Below are 15,222 nucleotides of genomic sequence, written 5' to 3' on the forward strand. Positions count from 1 at the left end.
ATGAAACTGTATAATTTAAAAGATCACAACGAGCAGGTTAACTTTGCGCAGGCGCTGGTGCAGGGGCTGGGGCGCCAGCAGGGACTGTTCTTTCCCCATGCGCTGCCCGCCCTGGCGCGGGCGCAGATCGATACCCTGCTGGAGCAGGATTTTGTAACCCGCAGCGCGCATATTTTGGCGGCGTATCTGGGGGATGAGTTCCCCTTTGAGACGCTGCGCGATCGGGTTCAGGCCGCCTTTGACTTTCCTGCGCCGGTGGTGCCGGTCAGCGATGATATCGCGGCGCTGGAGCTGTTTCACGGGCCAACGCTGGCCTTCAAGGACTTTGGCGGGCGCTTTATGGCGCAGATGCTGCAGCAGGTCGCGGGGGAGCGGCCGGTGACCATTCTGACTGCCACCTCCGGCGATACCGGCGCCGCGGTCGCCCATGCGTTTTATGGTCTGAAAAACGTCCAGGTGGTGATCCTTTACCCGCGCGGCAAGGTCAGTCCGCTGCAGGAGAAGCTGTTCTGTACCCTGGGCGGCAATATTCGCACGCTGGCGATTGAGGGCGACTTCGATGCCTGCCAGGCGCTGGTCAAACAGGCGTTTGACGATCAGACGCTGTGCAGCGAGCTGGGGCTAAACTCGGCTAACTCTATCAATATCAGCCGGCTGCTGGCGCAGATCTGCTACTACTTTGAGGCGGTAGCCCAGCTGCCGCAGGCGGCGCGCAATCAGCTGGTGATCTCGGTGCCGAGCGGCAACTTCGGCGATCTGACCGCCGGGCTGCTGGCGCAGTCGTTGGGGCTACCGGTGAAGCGTTTTATCGCCGCGACCAATGCCAATGATACCGTGCCGCGTTTCTTATCCAGCGGTGTCTGGCAGCCCCATGAGACCGTCGCGACCCTCTCCAATGCCATGGACGTCAGCCGTCCCAACAACTGGCCGCGGGTGGAGGAGTTGTTCCGGCGTAGGGTGTGGCCGCTGGGCGCACTGGGGTACGGGGCGCTGAGCGATGCGCAGACGGCGGCGGCGATGCGTGAGCTCGCGGCGCTCGGGTATGTCAGCGAACCCCATGCCGCTATCGCCTACCGGGCGCTGCGTGACAATCTACAGCCCGGCGAGTATGGCCTGTTTCTGGGTACCGCCCATCCGGCCAAGTTCCAAGAGTCTGTCGAGGCGATCCTGCAGCGGAGCATCCCGCTACCGCAGGCGTTGGCGGCGCGGGCTGAACTGCCGCTGCTGTCACAGGCGCTGCCCGCCGATTTTTCCCGTCTGCGGGCGGCGCTGCTGGGACGCCCATGATGCTCGCTCCCCCGCCGCTGTGCGGGGGAGAAGGACGGTACGGCGTAGTAAGGCGAGGGGTCAGAGGGCGGGGGATATCGCCGAGTGGCGACGGGTAAACAGCAGCTCGCGCCCTTGGCGTCCCTGCGTTTCACCGGCAAAGGCGTAGCCCTCCAGATCGAATGCCTTGAGCTGCTCCGGATCGCGCAGGCGCGCCTGGATAATAAAGCGGCTCATCAGCCCGCGCGCCTTCTTGGCGTAGAAGCTGATGACCTTCATGCTGCCATTCTTCTCATCCATAAAGATCGGCTTAATTAGCTCGCCCTCCAGCGCCGCCGGTCTGACCGCCTTAAAGTATTCGTCTGAGGCCAGATTAACGACGACCCGATCGCCCTGCTGCTGCAGCTGCTGGTTGAGCTGCCGGGTGATGCTGTCGCCCCAGAAGGCGTACAGATCGTTGCCGTACGGGGTGTGCAGACGGGTTCCCATCTCCAAGCGGTAGGGCATCATCAGATCCAGCGGGCGCAGCACGCCGTACAGGCCTGACAGCATGCACAGGTGCCGTTGGGCAAAGTCAAAGTCCTGCTCGCTGAACGTCTCCGCCTGGAGTCCGGTATAGACGTCTCCCTTGAAGGCCAGGATCGCCTGACGGGCATTTTCCGGCGTGAAGCGGGGCTGCCACTCGGTGAAGCGGGCGGCGTTCAGTCCGGCCAGCTTGTCGCTGATTTTCATCAGCGAGCCCAGCTGCGCCGGCGTCAGCGTGCGCACCGTCTGCATCAGGGTTTCGGCCTGCGCCAGCATCTGCGGCTGGGTATAGCGCTGGGTGGCCAGCGGAGAGGTGTAATCCAACGTTTTAGCCGGAGAGATAATCGTCAGCATAGCGGCGTCCTGCAAAAGAAGATGAGTGACCTCGTCTACTGTAGCAAACTGCGCCGGCGGCGGGGAGAATTGCTGTGATAGGGGGAGGCGACGCTCCCCCTTGGCGATCACTTACTGCCGCGGTGGTTTTTCCCAGATACCGGGCTCAACCTGCTGCTGGATCTCGGGATACTTACTGAGGTCCAGCGTCGGCAGTAGTCCCAGACGGCGCTGGTGGTTATAGTCACGCGCCAGCTTGAAGGCGACGCCCGACAGCAGCAGGATGGCGATCAGGTTGGTTATCGCCATCAGGGCCATGGAGAGATCGGCCATTTTCCAGACGAGGGGTAGCTCCGCCAGCGCGCCGAACATCACCATGCCCAGCGTACACAGGCGCAGGAAAACCAGGCCGTGCGGATGGTTGTGCTCCAGAAAGATCAGATTGCTCTCCGCATAAGCATAGTTCGCGATGATCGAGGTGAAGGCGAAGAAGAAAATGGCGACGGCGATAAAGATGCCGCCCCAGTCGCCGACGGCGGAGGAGAGCGCCCGCTGGGTCAGCTCAATGCCGCTGATGGTGCCCGGCGCGGCGTCCAGGACGCCGGAGGAGAGGATGATGGCGGCGGTCGCGCTGCAGATAACCAGCGTATCCATAAAGACCCCCAGCATCTGCACGTAGCCCTGTGAGGCGGGGTGCGGCGGATACGGGGTGGCGGAGGCGGCGGCGTTGGGCGCTGATCCCATGCCGGCCTCGTTGGAGAACAGCCCGCGCTGGATCCCTTGGGTCATCGCCTGAGAGATGCCGTAGCCGATGGCGCCGGCGGCGGCCTCCTGCAGGCCAAAGGCGCTTTTAATCACCAGCAGCAGCACCTCTGGCATTCGGGCCAGATTGTGTCCCATCACCCAGAATGCCAGCAGCAGATAGGCAATCGCCATGACCGGCACCACCAGTTCGGCGGTTCGGGCAATCGAGCGCAGGCCGCCAAAGATGACGACGCCGCACATCAGCATCAGCGCGATGCCGACGTACAGCGGCGGAATATGGAAAGCAACGGCCGTCGCCTGCGCGATAGAGTTGGCCTGCACCGCGTTGAAGACCAACCCAAAGGCAACCAGCAGAAACAGGGAAAACAGGATCCCCATCCAGCGCATGCCGAGCCCCTTTTCCATATAGTAGGCCGGACCGCCGCGGAAGTTGCCCTGATCGTCACGGGTCTTGTACAGCTGTGCCAGGGTGCTCTCAATAAAGGAGGTGGCCATGCCGATCAGGGCGATGATCCACATCCAGAAGATGGCGCCCGGTCCACCGGCGGTCAGCGCGATAGCGACGCCGGTCAGGTTACCCGTGCCGACGCGTGCGGCCAGGCTGGTACACAGCGCCTGAAAGGAGGAGATACCGCCGCTGTCGGCCTTGTTGCTGTTCTTCAGAACAGAAAACATGTGGCCAAAATGGCGAAACTGAATAAAACCGGTGCGGAACGTGAAATACAGGCCAGCGCCGATCAGCAGATAGATCAGTACCGAGCCCCATAAGATGTTGTTGATAAAACTAATGAGATCCGTCAATGCGTGCTCCTCTTTTATTATGTCATCTCCCTGATGATACGGTACGCACCGCCGCCCGTTGCGCAACGCGGCGCGATACCGTGCCGATAAAGGCGGCAAGAATGTAGCATGATTTTTAATAGGTAGGGCAGAATATTCGCGTTAACGCTTGCTCTGTAGTCATTGTCACTGGGTAAACGGTTGCCCAACAATTTACGGCCAGAATGTGGAAAAACGGTGCATTTCCCTGTGCTGTTTCCTCCATTGCGCAACGCAAACAGCGTGTTATCATCGGAGCAGGCACGTCACAAGCTCATGCACAATTTGTTAGCGCTTTCGCCTTTGCGCAAGGTGATACCCCTGATAGCGGCGAGGTATTAGGCCGTAAGCGACGGGGGAGATAACAATTGGCGTATCAAGCTGGTTAATACACCAAAATGGGAACGCTAAAATGACCGATAAACTGACCTCCCTGCGTCAACTGACCACCGTTGTCGCTGATACTGGCGATATCGCCGCGATGAAGCAGTATCAGCCTCAGGATGCCACGACGAACCCCTCTCTGATCCTCAACGCCGCGCAAATTCCGGAATACCGTAAACTGATCGACGATGCCATTGCCTGGGCGCGTGCCCAGAGCGGCGATCGCGCGCAGCAGATCGTGGACGCCTCAGACAAGCTGGCGGTAAATATCGGTCTGGAGATCCTCAAGCTGATCCCGGGCCGCATCTCCACGGAGGTGGACGCCCGTCTCTCCTATGACACCGAAGCCAGCGTGGCGAAGGCGAAGCGCCTGATTAATCTGTATAACGATGCCGGCATCAGCAACGATCGTATCCTGATCAAGCTGGCCTCAACCTGGCAGGGCATCCGCGCCGCGGAGCGTCTGGAGAAAGAGGGCATCAACTGTAACCTGACCCTGCTGTTCTCCTTTGCTCAGGCCCGGGCCTGCGCCGAAGCCGGTGTGTTCCTGATTTCACCGTTTGTCGGCCGTATTCTTGACTGGCACAAGGCCAACGGTGGTAAGAGCGAGTTCGCGCCGGCGGAAGATCCGGGCGTGATTTCCGTTACCGAAATCTATAACTACTATAAGCAGCATGGCTATGAAACCGTGGTGATGGGCGCCAGCTTCCGCAACGTCGGCGAGATCCTGGAGCTAGCCGGCTGCGACCGCCTGACCATCTCCCCGTCCCTGCTTAAGGAGCTGTCTGAAAGCGCGGGTGGCGTCGAGCGTAAGCTGGCCTATCAAGGTGAGATCAAGGCTCGCCCGGCGCGGATGAGCGAGGCCGAGTTCTACTGGCAGCATAACCAGGATCCGATGGCGGTCGAGAAACTGGCGGACGGTATCCGCAAGTTCGCCGTTGACCAGGGTAAGCTGGAAAGCATGATCGGCGCGCTGCTGTAAGCGCGTTTTGTCGAATATCCCGAACACCCCGGCCGCGCGTGTGCCCGGGGTGTTCTTTTTTTATCTGCCGCGTCGCAGCGGTGGGCTCAAGGCGGATAGCGGTGCGCTGACGCCGATAAGCGAGGTGAAACATGATGCAGCTCCATGATATGGGCTTGTTTCGTCAACAGGCGCTGATTGACGGGGTGTGGTGCGATGCCGATAGCGGCGACGTCATGACGGTGATTAACCCGGCGAACGGGGATACGTTGGGCAGCGTACCGAAGATGGGGGCGGCGGAGACCCGACGGGCGATCGAGGCTGCCGCCCACGCGCTGCCGGGCTGGCGCGCCCGTACGGGGAAGGCACGGGCGCAGATCCTGCGCCGCTGGTTTGATCTGATCCTGGCGCATCAGGACGATCTGGCCCGGCTGATGACCCTGGAGCAGGGTAAGCCGCTGGCGGAGTCGCGCGGCGAGATAGCCTATGCGGCGTCGTTTATTGAGTGGTTTGCCGAAGAGGCCAAGCGGGTCTACGGCGATACCATCCCCGCTCCGCAGGGCGATAAGCGCCTGCTGGTGATCAAGCAGCCCATCGGCGTGACGGCGGCGATTACGCCGTGGAATTTTCCTGCGGCGATGATCACTCGCAAGGCCGGGCCGGCGCTGGCCGCGGGCTGTACCATGGTGCTGAAGCCCGCCAGCCAGACCCCCTACTCTGCGCTGGCGCTGGCGGAGCTAGCGCTGCGTGCCGGGGTACCGCAGGGGGTCTTTAGCGTGGTGACCGGCTCGGCCGGGGCGGTGGGCGATGAGCTGACCGCCAATCCGCAGGTGCGTAAGCTGAGCTTCACCGGATCGACGGAGATCGGGCGTCAGCTGATGGCACAGTGCGCGCACGATATCAAGAAGGTCTCTCTGGAGCTGGGCGGCAATGCGCCATTTATCGTTTTTGATGATGCCGACCTGGATCAGGCGGTGGCGGGGGCGATGGCCAGTAAGTTTCGTAATGCCGGCCAGACCTGCGTGTGCGCCAATCGCCTGTATATACAGGAGGGCATTTATGAGCGCTTTGCCGAGAAGCTGTGCCGTGCGGTACAGGCGTTGAAGATGGGCAATGGGCTGGATGACGGCGTGACCGTCGGTCCGCTGATCGACGGCCGGGCGCGGGCCAAAGTGGAGGAGCATATTGCGGATGCCGTGGCGCGCGGCGCCCGTATCGCCTGCGGCGGTCAGGCCGATGCCCGCGGTGGGAACTTCTTTTGCCCGACCGTTCTGCTGGACGTGCCCGCCGATGCGCAGGTCGCGCGCGAGGAGACGTTTGGCCCGCTGGCACCGCTGTTTCGTTTCCGTGACGAAGATGAGGTCATCGCCCGGGCCAATGCGACGGAGTTCGGCCTGGCCTCCTACTTCTATACCCGCGACGTGGGGCGGGTATTCCGCGTCGCCGAGGCGCTGGAGTATGGCATCGTCGGCATCAACAGTGGGCTTATCTCCAATGAGATGGCGCCGTTTGGCGGGGTGAAATCCTCAGGGCTGGGCCGGGAAGGCGCCAAATACGGCATTGAGGACTATCTGGAAATTAAATATTTGTGCCTCGGTCTGTAGAAGCGCGGCGCGCCGTTAATCGCGGCGCGCCAGCGTACGCTGGCAGTTTTCTGTGCCGTTTCCCCATCCCCTTCCGCTCGATAAATTTTGCCTCTTCGCGGCGATGGCGCTAACGTTTTGCCAGAGCATCCATTACGACATCGTAGATTGCCGACAGAGGAGATTGGGTCATGTGGAGAAAACATTTCGCCGCCATCTTTCTGGATATGGACGGCGCGCTGCTCGACAGCGACGGTCATGCGGAGCAGGTATGGGAGCAGTGGGCGCATCAGCGCCAGATAGACCACGCCCTGCTGCGTCCGCGCATTTATAGTCAGCGGGTACAGGAGACCCTGCGCCAGCTGGCGCCCCGCTACAGCGATGAGGTGGAGTGCCAGCGTCTGGAGCAGGCGCTGCTGGCCGCGGTGCGTCAACGGCGTAGCCGTCTGCGCCAGGACGCCACCGCGTGGCTGGCGACGCTGGGTGAAACGCCCTGGGGCGTAGTGACGCAGGCCGGGCAGCCGCGCGCCGCAGAGCAGATTGCCCACAGCGGCATGTGCCCGCCGCCGTTGGTGATCGGCGCAGAGCAGGTCAGCTGCGGTCGTCCCGATCCCGAACCGTATCTGCTGGCCGCCAGCCACTATGGCCTGGATCCCCGCGACTGCCTGGTCATCGAAAGCGACGAGGTCGGCATCCGTGCGGCTCAGGCCGCGGGAATGACAGTCATCGCCCTGAGCCACCGTCGGCCTCGTCACTCTTTACAGCGCGCGGACGTGGTGATCGGCGGCTGGCGTAGTATCATCCTGCATCCACAGCCGGAAGGCATCGTCGTTGAGGTTATTGCATGAATACACTACGCATCGGTTTAGTCTCGATCTCTGACAGGGCATCCAGCGGTGTCTATCAGGACTTGGGAATCCCGGCGCTGGAGGCCTGGCTGGCCAGCGCGTTGGCCACCCCTTATACCCTGGAGACCCGACTGATCCCGGACGAACAGCCGCTGATCGAGCAGACCCTGTGTGAGCTGGTGGATGAACGCGGCTGTCATCTGGTTCTGACTACCGGAGGTACCGGCCCGGCGCGGCGCGACGTGACGCCGGATGCCACGCTGGCGGTCGCCGATCGTGAGATGCCGGGGTTCGGTGAGCAGATGCGTCAGATCAGCCTGCGCTTTGTGCCGACGGCGATCCTGTCGCGTCAGGTGGGGGTGATCCGCAAGCAGGCGCTGATCATCAATCTGCCGGGTCAGCCGAAGTCGATCCGCGAAACGTTGGAGGGGCTGAAGGATGCCACCGGCGCGCCTGTGGTACACGGGATTTTTGCCAGCGTCCCGTACTGTATTCAGCTGCTGGAGGGACCCTATGTGGAAACCCATTCTGCGGTAATAGCAGCATTTAGGCCAAAAAGTGCCCGGCGCGAAACAATCAACTGAAGTTAGCGCCATTGCAAGATAAGATTCAGAATGACTGGTATGTCTGTGACTAACGTTATATTTCTATTTTTGCAACACAACATGAACAATCAGTGTCACAAAAATAGGGCCGTCAAGACATATGGAATTGTACAATCATCGTCGTCTGAACCATCAGGACTATAAAACGCTGGCGCTGGCCGCTTTGGGTGGGGCGCTGGAGTTTTATGACTTCATCATCTTCGTGTTTTTCGCCGCCGTGGTCGGCGCGCTGTTTTTCCCGCCGGACATGCCGGAGTGGCTGCGTCTGGTGCAAACCTTTGGCATTTTCGCCGCGGGGTATCTGGCGCGTCCGCTCGGCGGAATTATCATGGCGCACTTCGGCGATCGCATTGGCCGCAAGCGTATGTTCTCTCTCAGTATTCTATTAATGGCGCTGCCGACGCTGGCGATGGGGATGCTGCCGACCTACCAAACTATTGGTATCGCCGCGCCGCTGCTACTGCTGTTGATGCGGGTGCTGCAGGGGGCCGCGATCGGCGGTGAGGTCCCGGGCGCCTGGGTTTTTGTGGCGGAGCATGTCCCGCCGCAGCGCATCGGCTTTGCCTGCGGGGTTCTCACCTCGGGGCTGACGTCCGGTATTCTGCTGGGGTCGCTAGTGGCGACCTGGCTGAACAGCTGGCTTACGCCTCAGGAGGTGCTGGCCGGGGGCTGGCGTATCCCCTTCTTCTTGGGCGGGCTGTTTGGGCTGATGGCGATGTACCTGCGGCGTTGGCTGCATGAGACGCCGGTATTTTTGGCGATGCAGGCCCGTCGGGCGCTGGCGGCGGAGCTGCCGCTGAAGCAGGTGGTGCGCGATCACCGCCGGGCGGTGGCGGTATCGATGCTGTTGACCTGGCTGCTGTCGGCCTGCATCGTCGTGGTGATCCTGATGACGCCGAGCCTGCTGCAGACGCAGTATGGCCTGCCTGCGGCGCTGACCCTGCAGGCTAACAGCGTGGCGATTGTGACGATGACCCTGGGCTGCGTATTGGCGGGTGGGCTGGTGGATCGCGTAGGGGCGGGGCGGCTGTTTATCGGTGGCGGCCTGCTGCTGGCGCTGTGCACCTGGCAGTTCTTCAGCAGCCTGTCGCCGCAGATCGAACCGGCTCAGCTGTTCTGGCGCTATGGACTGGCCGGTTTTAGCATCGGCACCATCGGCGCGGTGCCCTTTGTGATGGTCTGTGCGTTCCCTGCTGAAGTGCGTTTCAGCGGGATCTCCTTTTCTTATAATCTGGCGTATGCGGTTTTTGGTGGCCTGACGCCGATCGCGGTGACCCTGCTGCTGACCCTGACGCCGCTGGCGGCGGGTTGGTATGTACTGCTGCTCTCGCTGCTGGGCGTGGCGCTGGGATTCTATTTTCAGCGCTCTCCGCTGCGGGCGGCGCAGGGGGAGGCGCGGCTGTCGCACTAGCCGGCGCGCGTTGCTACGCGCGGTGTAAAACAGGATACAAAAAAGGCTTCCTACAGGAAGCCTTTTGCGTGGTGGCGCGGTTAGGCGTGCTTAGCGCCGATCGGCAATACGTCGCGGCCATACTGCTCGTTAATTACCTCGGCCATCGCCAGATAGATAGCGCTGGCGCCGCAGATAATCCCTTCAATGCCGGCGATGTGCAGCACGCTGGCATTCGCCGTGATGTTGCCATAGGCCAACAGGAAGAACAGTACGGTCAGGCTGGCGAAGACAAACTGCAGGACGCGGTTGCTGCGCAGGGTGCCAAAGAACATAAATAGGGTAAAGATGCCCCACAGCGCCAGGTAGGCCCCCAGTGACAGGGCGTCGGTGGCCTCGGCCAGCCCCATCTTCGGCAGCGTCAGCAGTGCCACCAGGGTCAGCCAAAAGGCGCCGTAGGCGGTAAACGCGGTCAGCCCAAAGGTATTGCCCTTCTTATACTCCAGCAGTCCGGCCAGGATCTGGGCGATACCGCCAAAGAAGATCCCCATCGCCAGAATAACGGAAGTCAGCGGAAAGAGCCCTGCGTTGTGCAGGTTCAGCAAGACGGTAGTCATCCCAAAACCCATCAGACCCAGGGGGCCGGGATTTGCCAACTTGTTGGTGTGCATAAAGCCTCTGTAATTATAGAATGTAGAAACGGGCTTGGGCCCGTAGGTACGTGCGCCGGGCCGCCACAACGGCCGCTGTTCCCGAGCGCGCGGCATAATAAAGAGGCATCGCACAAGAAACAATCTCTGGTAATAAAAAATCCGTTTTTTTTTGCATCTTCCCCCTTGATGCCCGCGTAGGCGACCCCATCTTAGTAACATCGAAGTTGTTACCCTGTTCGGCAAATGTGGTGAGAACGGTGGTTGAAATGCGAAAACTCGCCCCCACCTAAGGTAACAACGAGCTTGAAAACCGAATTTTTAGTGGAGACGTTCGATGGGTAAAATCATTGGTATCGACCTGGGTACAACTAACTCTTGTGTAGCAGTTATGGATGGCGGCAAAGCCCGCGTGCTGGAGAATGCTGAGGGCGATCGCACCACGCCTTCCATCATCGCCTATACACAGGATGGCGAAGTTCTGGTCGGCCAGCCGGCAAAACGCCAGGCGGTCACCAACCCGCAAAACACGCTGTTTGCGATCAAACGTTTGATCGGCCGTCGTTTTGAAGATGCCGAAGCACAGCGCGATAAAGACATCATGCCCTACCAGATCGTGGCAGCCGATAACGGCGACGCCTGGGTAGAAGTGAAAGGCCAGAAGATTGCACCGCCGCAGATCTCGGCTGAAGTCCTGAAGAAAATGAAGAAAACGGCGGAAGATTTCCTGGGTGAGTCGGTGACTGAGGCGGTCATTACCGTTCCGGCTTACTTTAACGACGCGCAGCGCCAGGCGACCAAAGACGCCGGCCGTATCGCCGGTCTGGATGTGAAGCGTATCATCAACGAGCCGACTGCGGCTGCGCTGGCCTACGGCATGGACAAAGGGGTGGGTAACCGCACTATCGCGGTCTACGACCTGGGCGGTGGTACTTTCGATATCTCCATCATCGAAATCGATGATGTCGACGGCGAAAAGACCTTCGAAGTTCTGGCGACCAATGGTGATACCCATCTGGGCGGGGAAGACTTTGATAGCCGTCTGATCAACTACCTGGTTGATGAGTTTAAGAAAGAGCAGGGTATCGACCTGCGCAACGATCCGCTGGCGATGCAGCGCCTGAAAGAGGCCGCAGAAAAGGCGAAGATCGAGCTCTCTTCTGCTCAGCAGACCGACGTGAACCTGCCGTATATCACTGCAGATGCCACCGGTCCGAAGCACATGAACATCAAGGTGACCCGCGCTAAACTGGAGTCCCTGGTTGAAGATCTGGTTGCTCGCTCCATGGAGCCGCTGAAGGTGGCCCTGAAGGATGCCGGTCTGTCCGTCTCTGACATCGACGACGTGATCCTGGTGGGTGGTCAGACCCGTATGCCGATGGTGCAGAAACAGGTTGCTGATTTCTTCGGTAAAGAGCCGCGTAAAGACGTTAACCCGGATGAAGCTGTGGCCATCGGTGCAGCCGTTCAGGGTGGCGTGCTGGCGGGCGATGTGAAAGACGTACTGCTGCTGGACGTTACCCCGCTGTCTCTGGGTATCGAAACCATGGGTGGCGTCATGACGGCGTTGATCTCTAAGAATACCACCATTCCGACCAAGCACAGCCAGGTGTTCTCGACCGCAGAAGACAACCAGTCTGCCGTGACCATTCATGTCCTGCAGGGTGAGCGTAAGCGTGCGGCGGATAACAAGTCTCTGGGTCAGTTCAACCTGGATGGCATTCAGCCGGCGCCGCGCGGTATGCCGCAGATCGAAGTCACCTTCGACATCGACGCCGACGGTATTCTGCACGTCTCCGCTAAGGATAAGAACAGCGGTCGCGAGCAGAACATCACCATCAAGGCTTCTTCTGGTCTGAGCGAAGATGAGATCAAGCAGATGGTGCGTGACGCCGAGGCCAACGCCGAAGCGGATCGCAAGTTCGAAGAGCTGGTCCAGGTGCGTAACCAGGCCGATCAGCTGGTGCACGGCACCCGTAAGCTGGTGGAAGAAGCGGGCGACAAACTGCCGGCGACCGACAAGAGCGCGATCGAAGAGGCTGTGAAGGCGCTGGAAGCGGCCAGCAAGGGTGAGGATAAGGCGGATATCGAAGCCAAAATCCAGGCGCTGGTACAGTCTTCTGCCAAGCTGCAGGAGCTGGCGCAGCAGCAGGCCCAGGCCGGTGAAGCGCAGGCGGACACCAGCGCTAAGAAAGATGACGACGTGGTTGACGCCGAATTCGAAGAAGTGAAAGATAAAAAATAATCGCCCTTAAGCGGGCATGGTAACGGCGGCATAAGCCGCCGTTATTCACCGGCACGGGCGTCGAGGAAACTCAACGCCCGTGCCTCTATGTTAGGGGCAAAGCAACCGAAATGGCGAAGAAAGACTACTATGAGATTTTGGGCGTATCCCGTGAAGCGGATGAGCGCGAAATCAAAAAAGCCTATAAACGCCTGGCCATGAAGTATCACCCTGACCGTAATCAGGGCGACAAAGAGGCCGAGGACAAGTTTAAGGAAATCAAAGAAGCCTATGAAATCCTGACCGATGCGCAGAAGCGTGCGGCCTACGATCAGTACGGTCATGCGGCGTTTGAGCAGGGCGGCATGGGCGGCGGCGGCGCCGGTGGTTTCGGCGGCGGTGCGGATTTCAGTGACATCTTCGGTGACGTGTTCGGCGACATCTTCGGCGGCGGTCGTCGCCAGCGCGCGGCGCGCGGCGCGGATCTGCGTTACAACATGGATCTGACGCTGGAAGAGGCGGTACGCGGCGTCACCAAAGAGATTCGAATTCCGACTCTGGTTGAGTGCGACGTCTGCCATGGCAGCGGTGCCAAGAAGGGCAGTGAGCCGATTACCTGCCCGACCTGCCATGGCGCCGGTCAGGTGCAGATGCGGCAGGGCTTCTTCACCGTACAGCAGCCTTGTCCGCACTGCCACGGGCGCGGTACCATCATTAAGGATCCGTGCAACAAGTGTCACGGCCACGGCCGGATTGAAAAATCCAAAACCCTGTCGGTGAAAATTCCCGCCGGGGTCGATACCGGCGATCGCATTCGCCTGGCGGGCGAGGGCGAGGCCGGTGAGAACGGGGCGCCGGCCGGCGATCTGTATGTACAGGTGCAGGTGAAGGCACACCCGATCTTCGAGCGGGAAGACAATAACCTGTTCTGCGAGGTGCCGATCAACTTTGCGATGGCGGCGCTGGGTGGCGAGATTGAGGTGCCGACCCTGGATGGGCGGGTTAAGCTGAAGATCCCGGCCGAGACGCAGACCGGCAAGATGTTCCGTATGCGCGGCCGGGGCGTGAAGTCGGTGCGCGGTGGGGCGCAGGGCGACCTACTGTGCCGCGTGGTGGTCGAGACGCCGGTGAACCTGAACGACAAGCAGAAACAGCTGCTGCGTGAGCTGGAGGAGAGCTTCGGCGGCCCCGCCAGCGATAAGAACAGTCCCCGCTCCAAGCGTTTCTTCGACGGAGTGAAGAAGTTCTTTGATGATCTGACGCGCTGATACTCCGTTCGTTCTGCGTATTCAATCCAATCCCCGGGCAGCGCGCTGCGCCGGGGATTTTTTATTGCGCGCGCTGAGCTCAATTTTGTGCGCGTGCCGAGCTCAGTTCGTTAATGGTGCCTGTTTTATAAAAAATAGTTCTATTTTTCCGAATTATATACGAAAAATAAATTACTTTTTTCGAGCTATAAGAGGGAGTATGCTGATAATAAGAGTTTCCTATCTTCTTTGTTTCAGTAGCTTGGATGAGTGCAATGATAAAGAGTTTGCAGCGTTTCGTCGGCAGTGATGCCTTTGGCGGCGTGATTTTGATCATCGCCGCCGCGCTGGCCATGATCCTGGCCAATACGGACTGGACTAGCCATATCTATCAGGCCTTCCTCAACACGCCGGTTGAGGTGCGCGTAGGTAGCCTGCACATCAATAAAAATATGCTGCTGTGGGTTAACGATGCCCTGATGGCAATATTCTTCCTGATGATCGGTCTGGAAGTGAAGCGCGAGCTGGTGTGCGGTTCGCTGGCCAGCACCCGTCAGGCGGCTTTCCCGGTGATCGCCGCCCTGGGTGGGATGGTGGTGCCGGCGCTGATCTATTTGCTGTTTAACGGTCAGGATGCCGTTGCCAGCACCGGCTGGGCTATCCCGGCTGCGACCGATATTGCCTTTGCTCTGGGGGTATTGGCGCTGCTGGGGAACCGGGTGCCGCTGGCGCTGAAGGTGTTCCTGCTGGCGCTGGCCATCATCGACGACCTGGGCGCTATCATCATCATCGCGCTGTTTTACACCAGCGATCTGTCGATCCTGTCGCTGGCGGTGGCCGGGGCGGCGATCGTGGCGCTGGCGCTGTTGAATCTGTTTAACGTGCGTCGCGTCGGGCTGTATATTTTGGTCGGTGTGGTGCTGTGGACCGCGGTGCTGAAGTCCGGCGTCCATGCGACGCTGGCCGGCGTGGTGATCGGTTTCTTCGTTCCGTTGAAAGAGCAGGATGGCCAGTCACCGGCGCGTTCGCTGGAGCATGCGCTGCATCCGTGGGTGGCCTATATGATTCTGCCGCTGTTTGCCTTTGCCAACGCCGGGGTCTCTCTGGATGGCGTGACGCTGTCAGGTCTGTTCTCTCTGCTGCCGCTAGGAGTCATCGCCGGCCTGTTTATTGGCAAGCCGCTGGGGATAAGTCTGTTCTGCTGGCTGGCCGTTAAGCTGAAGTTGGCCACGCTGCCGCAGGGGACCACCTTCAAGGAGATTATTGCCATCGGCGTGCTGTGCGGCATCGGCTTTACCATGTCCATCTTCATCGCTTCGCTGGCCTTTGGCGATGCGGATCCGGCGCTGGCCGTCTTCTCGCGCCTGGGGATCCTGCTGGGCTCCTCCCTGGCGGCTATCGTGGGCTATCTGCTGCTACGGCGGGTGCTGCCGGCGCAGAAAGCGGCGGCGTAACGGCCGCGTTATCCGCTACATGTCCACCGCGGGGTCGCTTTTGCGACCCCGCTCTCGTATAGGGGGGGAGGGCGTGCCGTTACAGATCTATTGATGGCATGATATCTATCGATCTAACTGCTATCTTATTACTTAGTTAAGGCTCCCTTGCTGCCGTCGGACGGGGAT

General features: G+C 60.2%; 12 protein-coding genes. 9 read left to right on the forward strand and 3 right to left on the reverse strand.

What is annotated here, in order from left to right; genetic code table 11:
• Nucleotides 1–1,287: a threonine synthase gene (thrC, locus tag ETEE_RS10625; protein ID WP_034163063.1), complete on the forward strand. Its 1,287-nt coding sequence runs from the start codon at nt 1–3 to the stop codon at nt 1,285–1,287.
• A 60-nt stretch (nt 1,288–1,347) separates the two neighbouring features.
• Here thrC and yaaA read toward each other — a convergent pair whose 3' ends face one another.
• Together yaaA and ETEE_RS10635 are read right to left on the reverse strand one after the other, a co-directional pair.
• Nucleotides 1,348–2,145, reverse strand: coding sequence for a peroxide stress protein YaaA (yaaA, locus tag ETEE_RS10630; RefSeq protein WP_034163064.1), 798 nt, complete (start codon nt 2,143–2,145; stop codon nt 1,348–1,350).
• 111 nt (nt 2,146–2,256) lie between these two features.
• On the reverse strand, nt 2,257–3,690 hold the full coding sequence (locus ETEE_RS10635) for an alanine/glycine:cation symporter family protein (protein WP_012847440.1): 1,434 nt from the start codon (nt 3,688–3,690) through the stop codon (nt 2,257–2,259).
• A 430-nt stretch (nt 3,691–4,120) separates the two neighbouring features.
• Here ETEE_RS10635 and tal point away from each other — a divergent pair, with 430 nt between their 5' ends.
• From tal to ETEE_RS10660, 5 genes are all read left to right on the forward strand, one after another.
• Nucleotides 4,121–5,074 (forward strand): transaldolase, encoded by a 954-nt coding sequence (gene tal, locus ETEE_RS10640; protein ID WP_034163065.1) that lies wholly within the window; start codon nt 4,121–4,123, stop codon nt 5,072–5,074.
• A gap of 134 nt (nt 5,075–5,208) precedes the next feature.
• Nucleotides 5,209–6,657 (forward strand): NADP-dependent succinate-semialdehyde dehydrogenase, encoded by a 1,449-nt coding sequence (gene gabD, locus ETEE_RS10645; protein WP_034163066.1) that lies wholly within the window; start codon nt 5,209–5,211, stop codon nt 6,655–6,657.
• 170 nt (nt 6,658–6,827) lie between these two features.
• Complete coding sequence (locus ETEE_RS10650) at nt 6,828–7,484, forward strand: HAD family hydrolase (protein WP_034163067.1); 657 nt, start codon at nt 6,828–6,830, stop codon at nt 7,482–7,484.
• Nucleotides 7,481–8,068, forward strand: coding sequence for a molybdopterin adenylyltransferase (mog, locus tag ETEE_RS10655; RefSeq protein WP_034163068.1), 588 nt, complete (start codon nt 7,481–7,483; stop codon nt 8,066–8,068). The genes ETEE_RS10650 and mog overlap by 4 nt, the downstream gene beginning before the upstream one ends.
• A 121-nt stretch (nt 8,069–8,189) precedes the next feature.
• The gene (locus tag ETEE_RS10660; RefSeq protein WP_034163069.1) at nt 8,190–9,500 is read left to right on the forward strand and encodes an MFS transporter; all 1,311 of its coding nucleotides are present in this window, start codon (nt 8,190–8,192) and stop codon (nt 9,498–9,500) included.
• 80 nt (nt 9,501–9,580) lie between these two features.
• On the opposite strand, the gene satP is transcribed toward ETEE_RS10660, so the two are convergent.
• Entirely contained in the window at nt 9,581–10,150 is a 570-nt protein-coding gene (gene satP / locus ETEE_RS10665; protein ID WP_034163070.1) for an acetate uptake transporter, read from the reverse strand.
• A gap of 316 nt (nt 10,151–10,466) precedes the next feature.
• On the opposite strand from satP, the gene dnaK reads away from it, so the two are divergent.
• The 3 genes from dnaK to nhaA all read left to right on the forward strand — a co-directional run bounded on the left by dnaK (nt 10,467) and on the right by nhaA (nt 15,054).
• Complete coding sequence (gene dnaK / locus ETEE_RS10670) at nt 10,467–12,374, forward strand: molecular chaperone DnaK (protein WP_034163072.1); 1,908 nt, start codon at nt 10,467–10,469, stop codon at nt 12,372–12,374.
• Nucleotides 12,375–12,484: 110 nt separating this feature from the next.
• Nucleotides 12,485–13,621, forward strand: coding sequence for a molecular chaperone DnaJ (dnaJ, locus tag ETEE_RS10675; protein ID WP_012847448.1), 1,137 nt, complete (start codon nt 12,485–12,487; stop codon nt 13,619–13,621).
• Nucleotides 13,622–13,875: 254 nt separating this feature from the next.
• Nucleotides 13,876–15,054: a Na+/H+ antiporter NhaA gene (gene nhaA, locus ETEE_RS10680; protein WP_034163073.1), complete on the forward strand. Its 1,179-nt coding sequence runs from the start codon at nt 13,876–13,878 to the stop codon at nt 15,052–15,054.
• Nucleotides 15,055–15,222: the final 168 nt, after the last annotated feature.

It is taken from the genome of Edwardsiella anguillarum ET080813, assembly GCF_000264765.2.
Classification (GTDB): Bacteria; Pseudomonadota; Gammaproteobacteria; order Enterobacterales; family Enterobacteriaceae; genus Edwardsiella; species Edwardsiella anguillarum.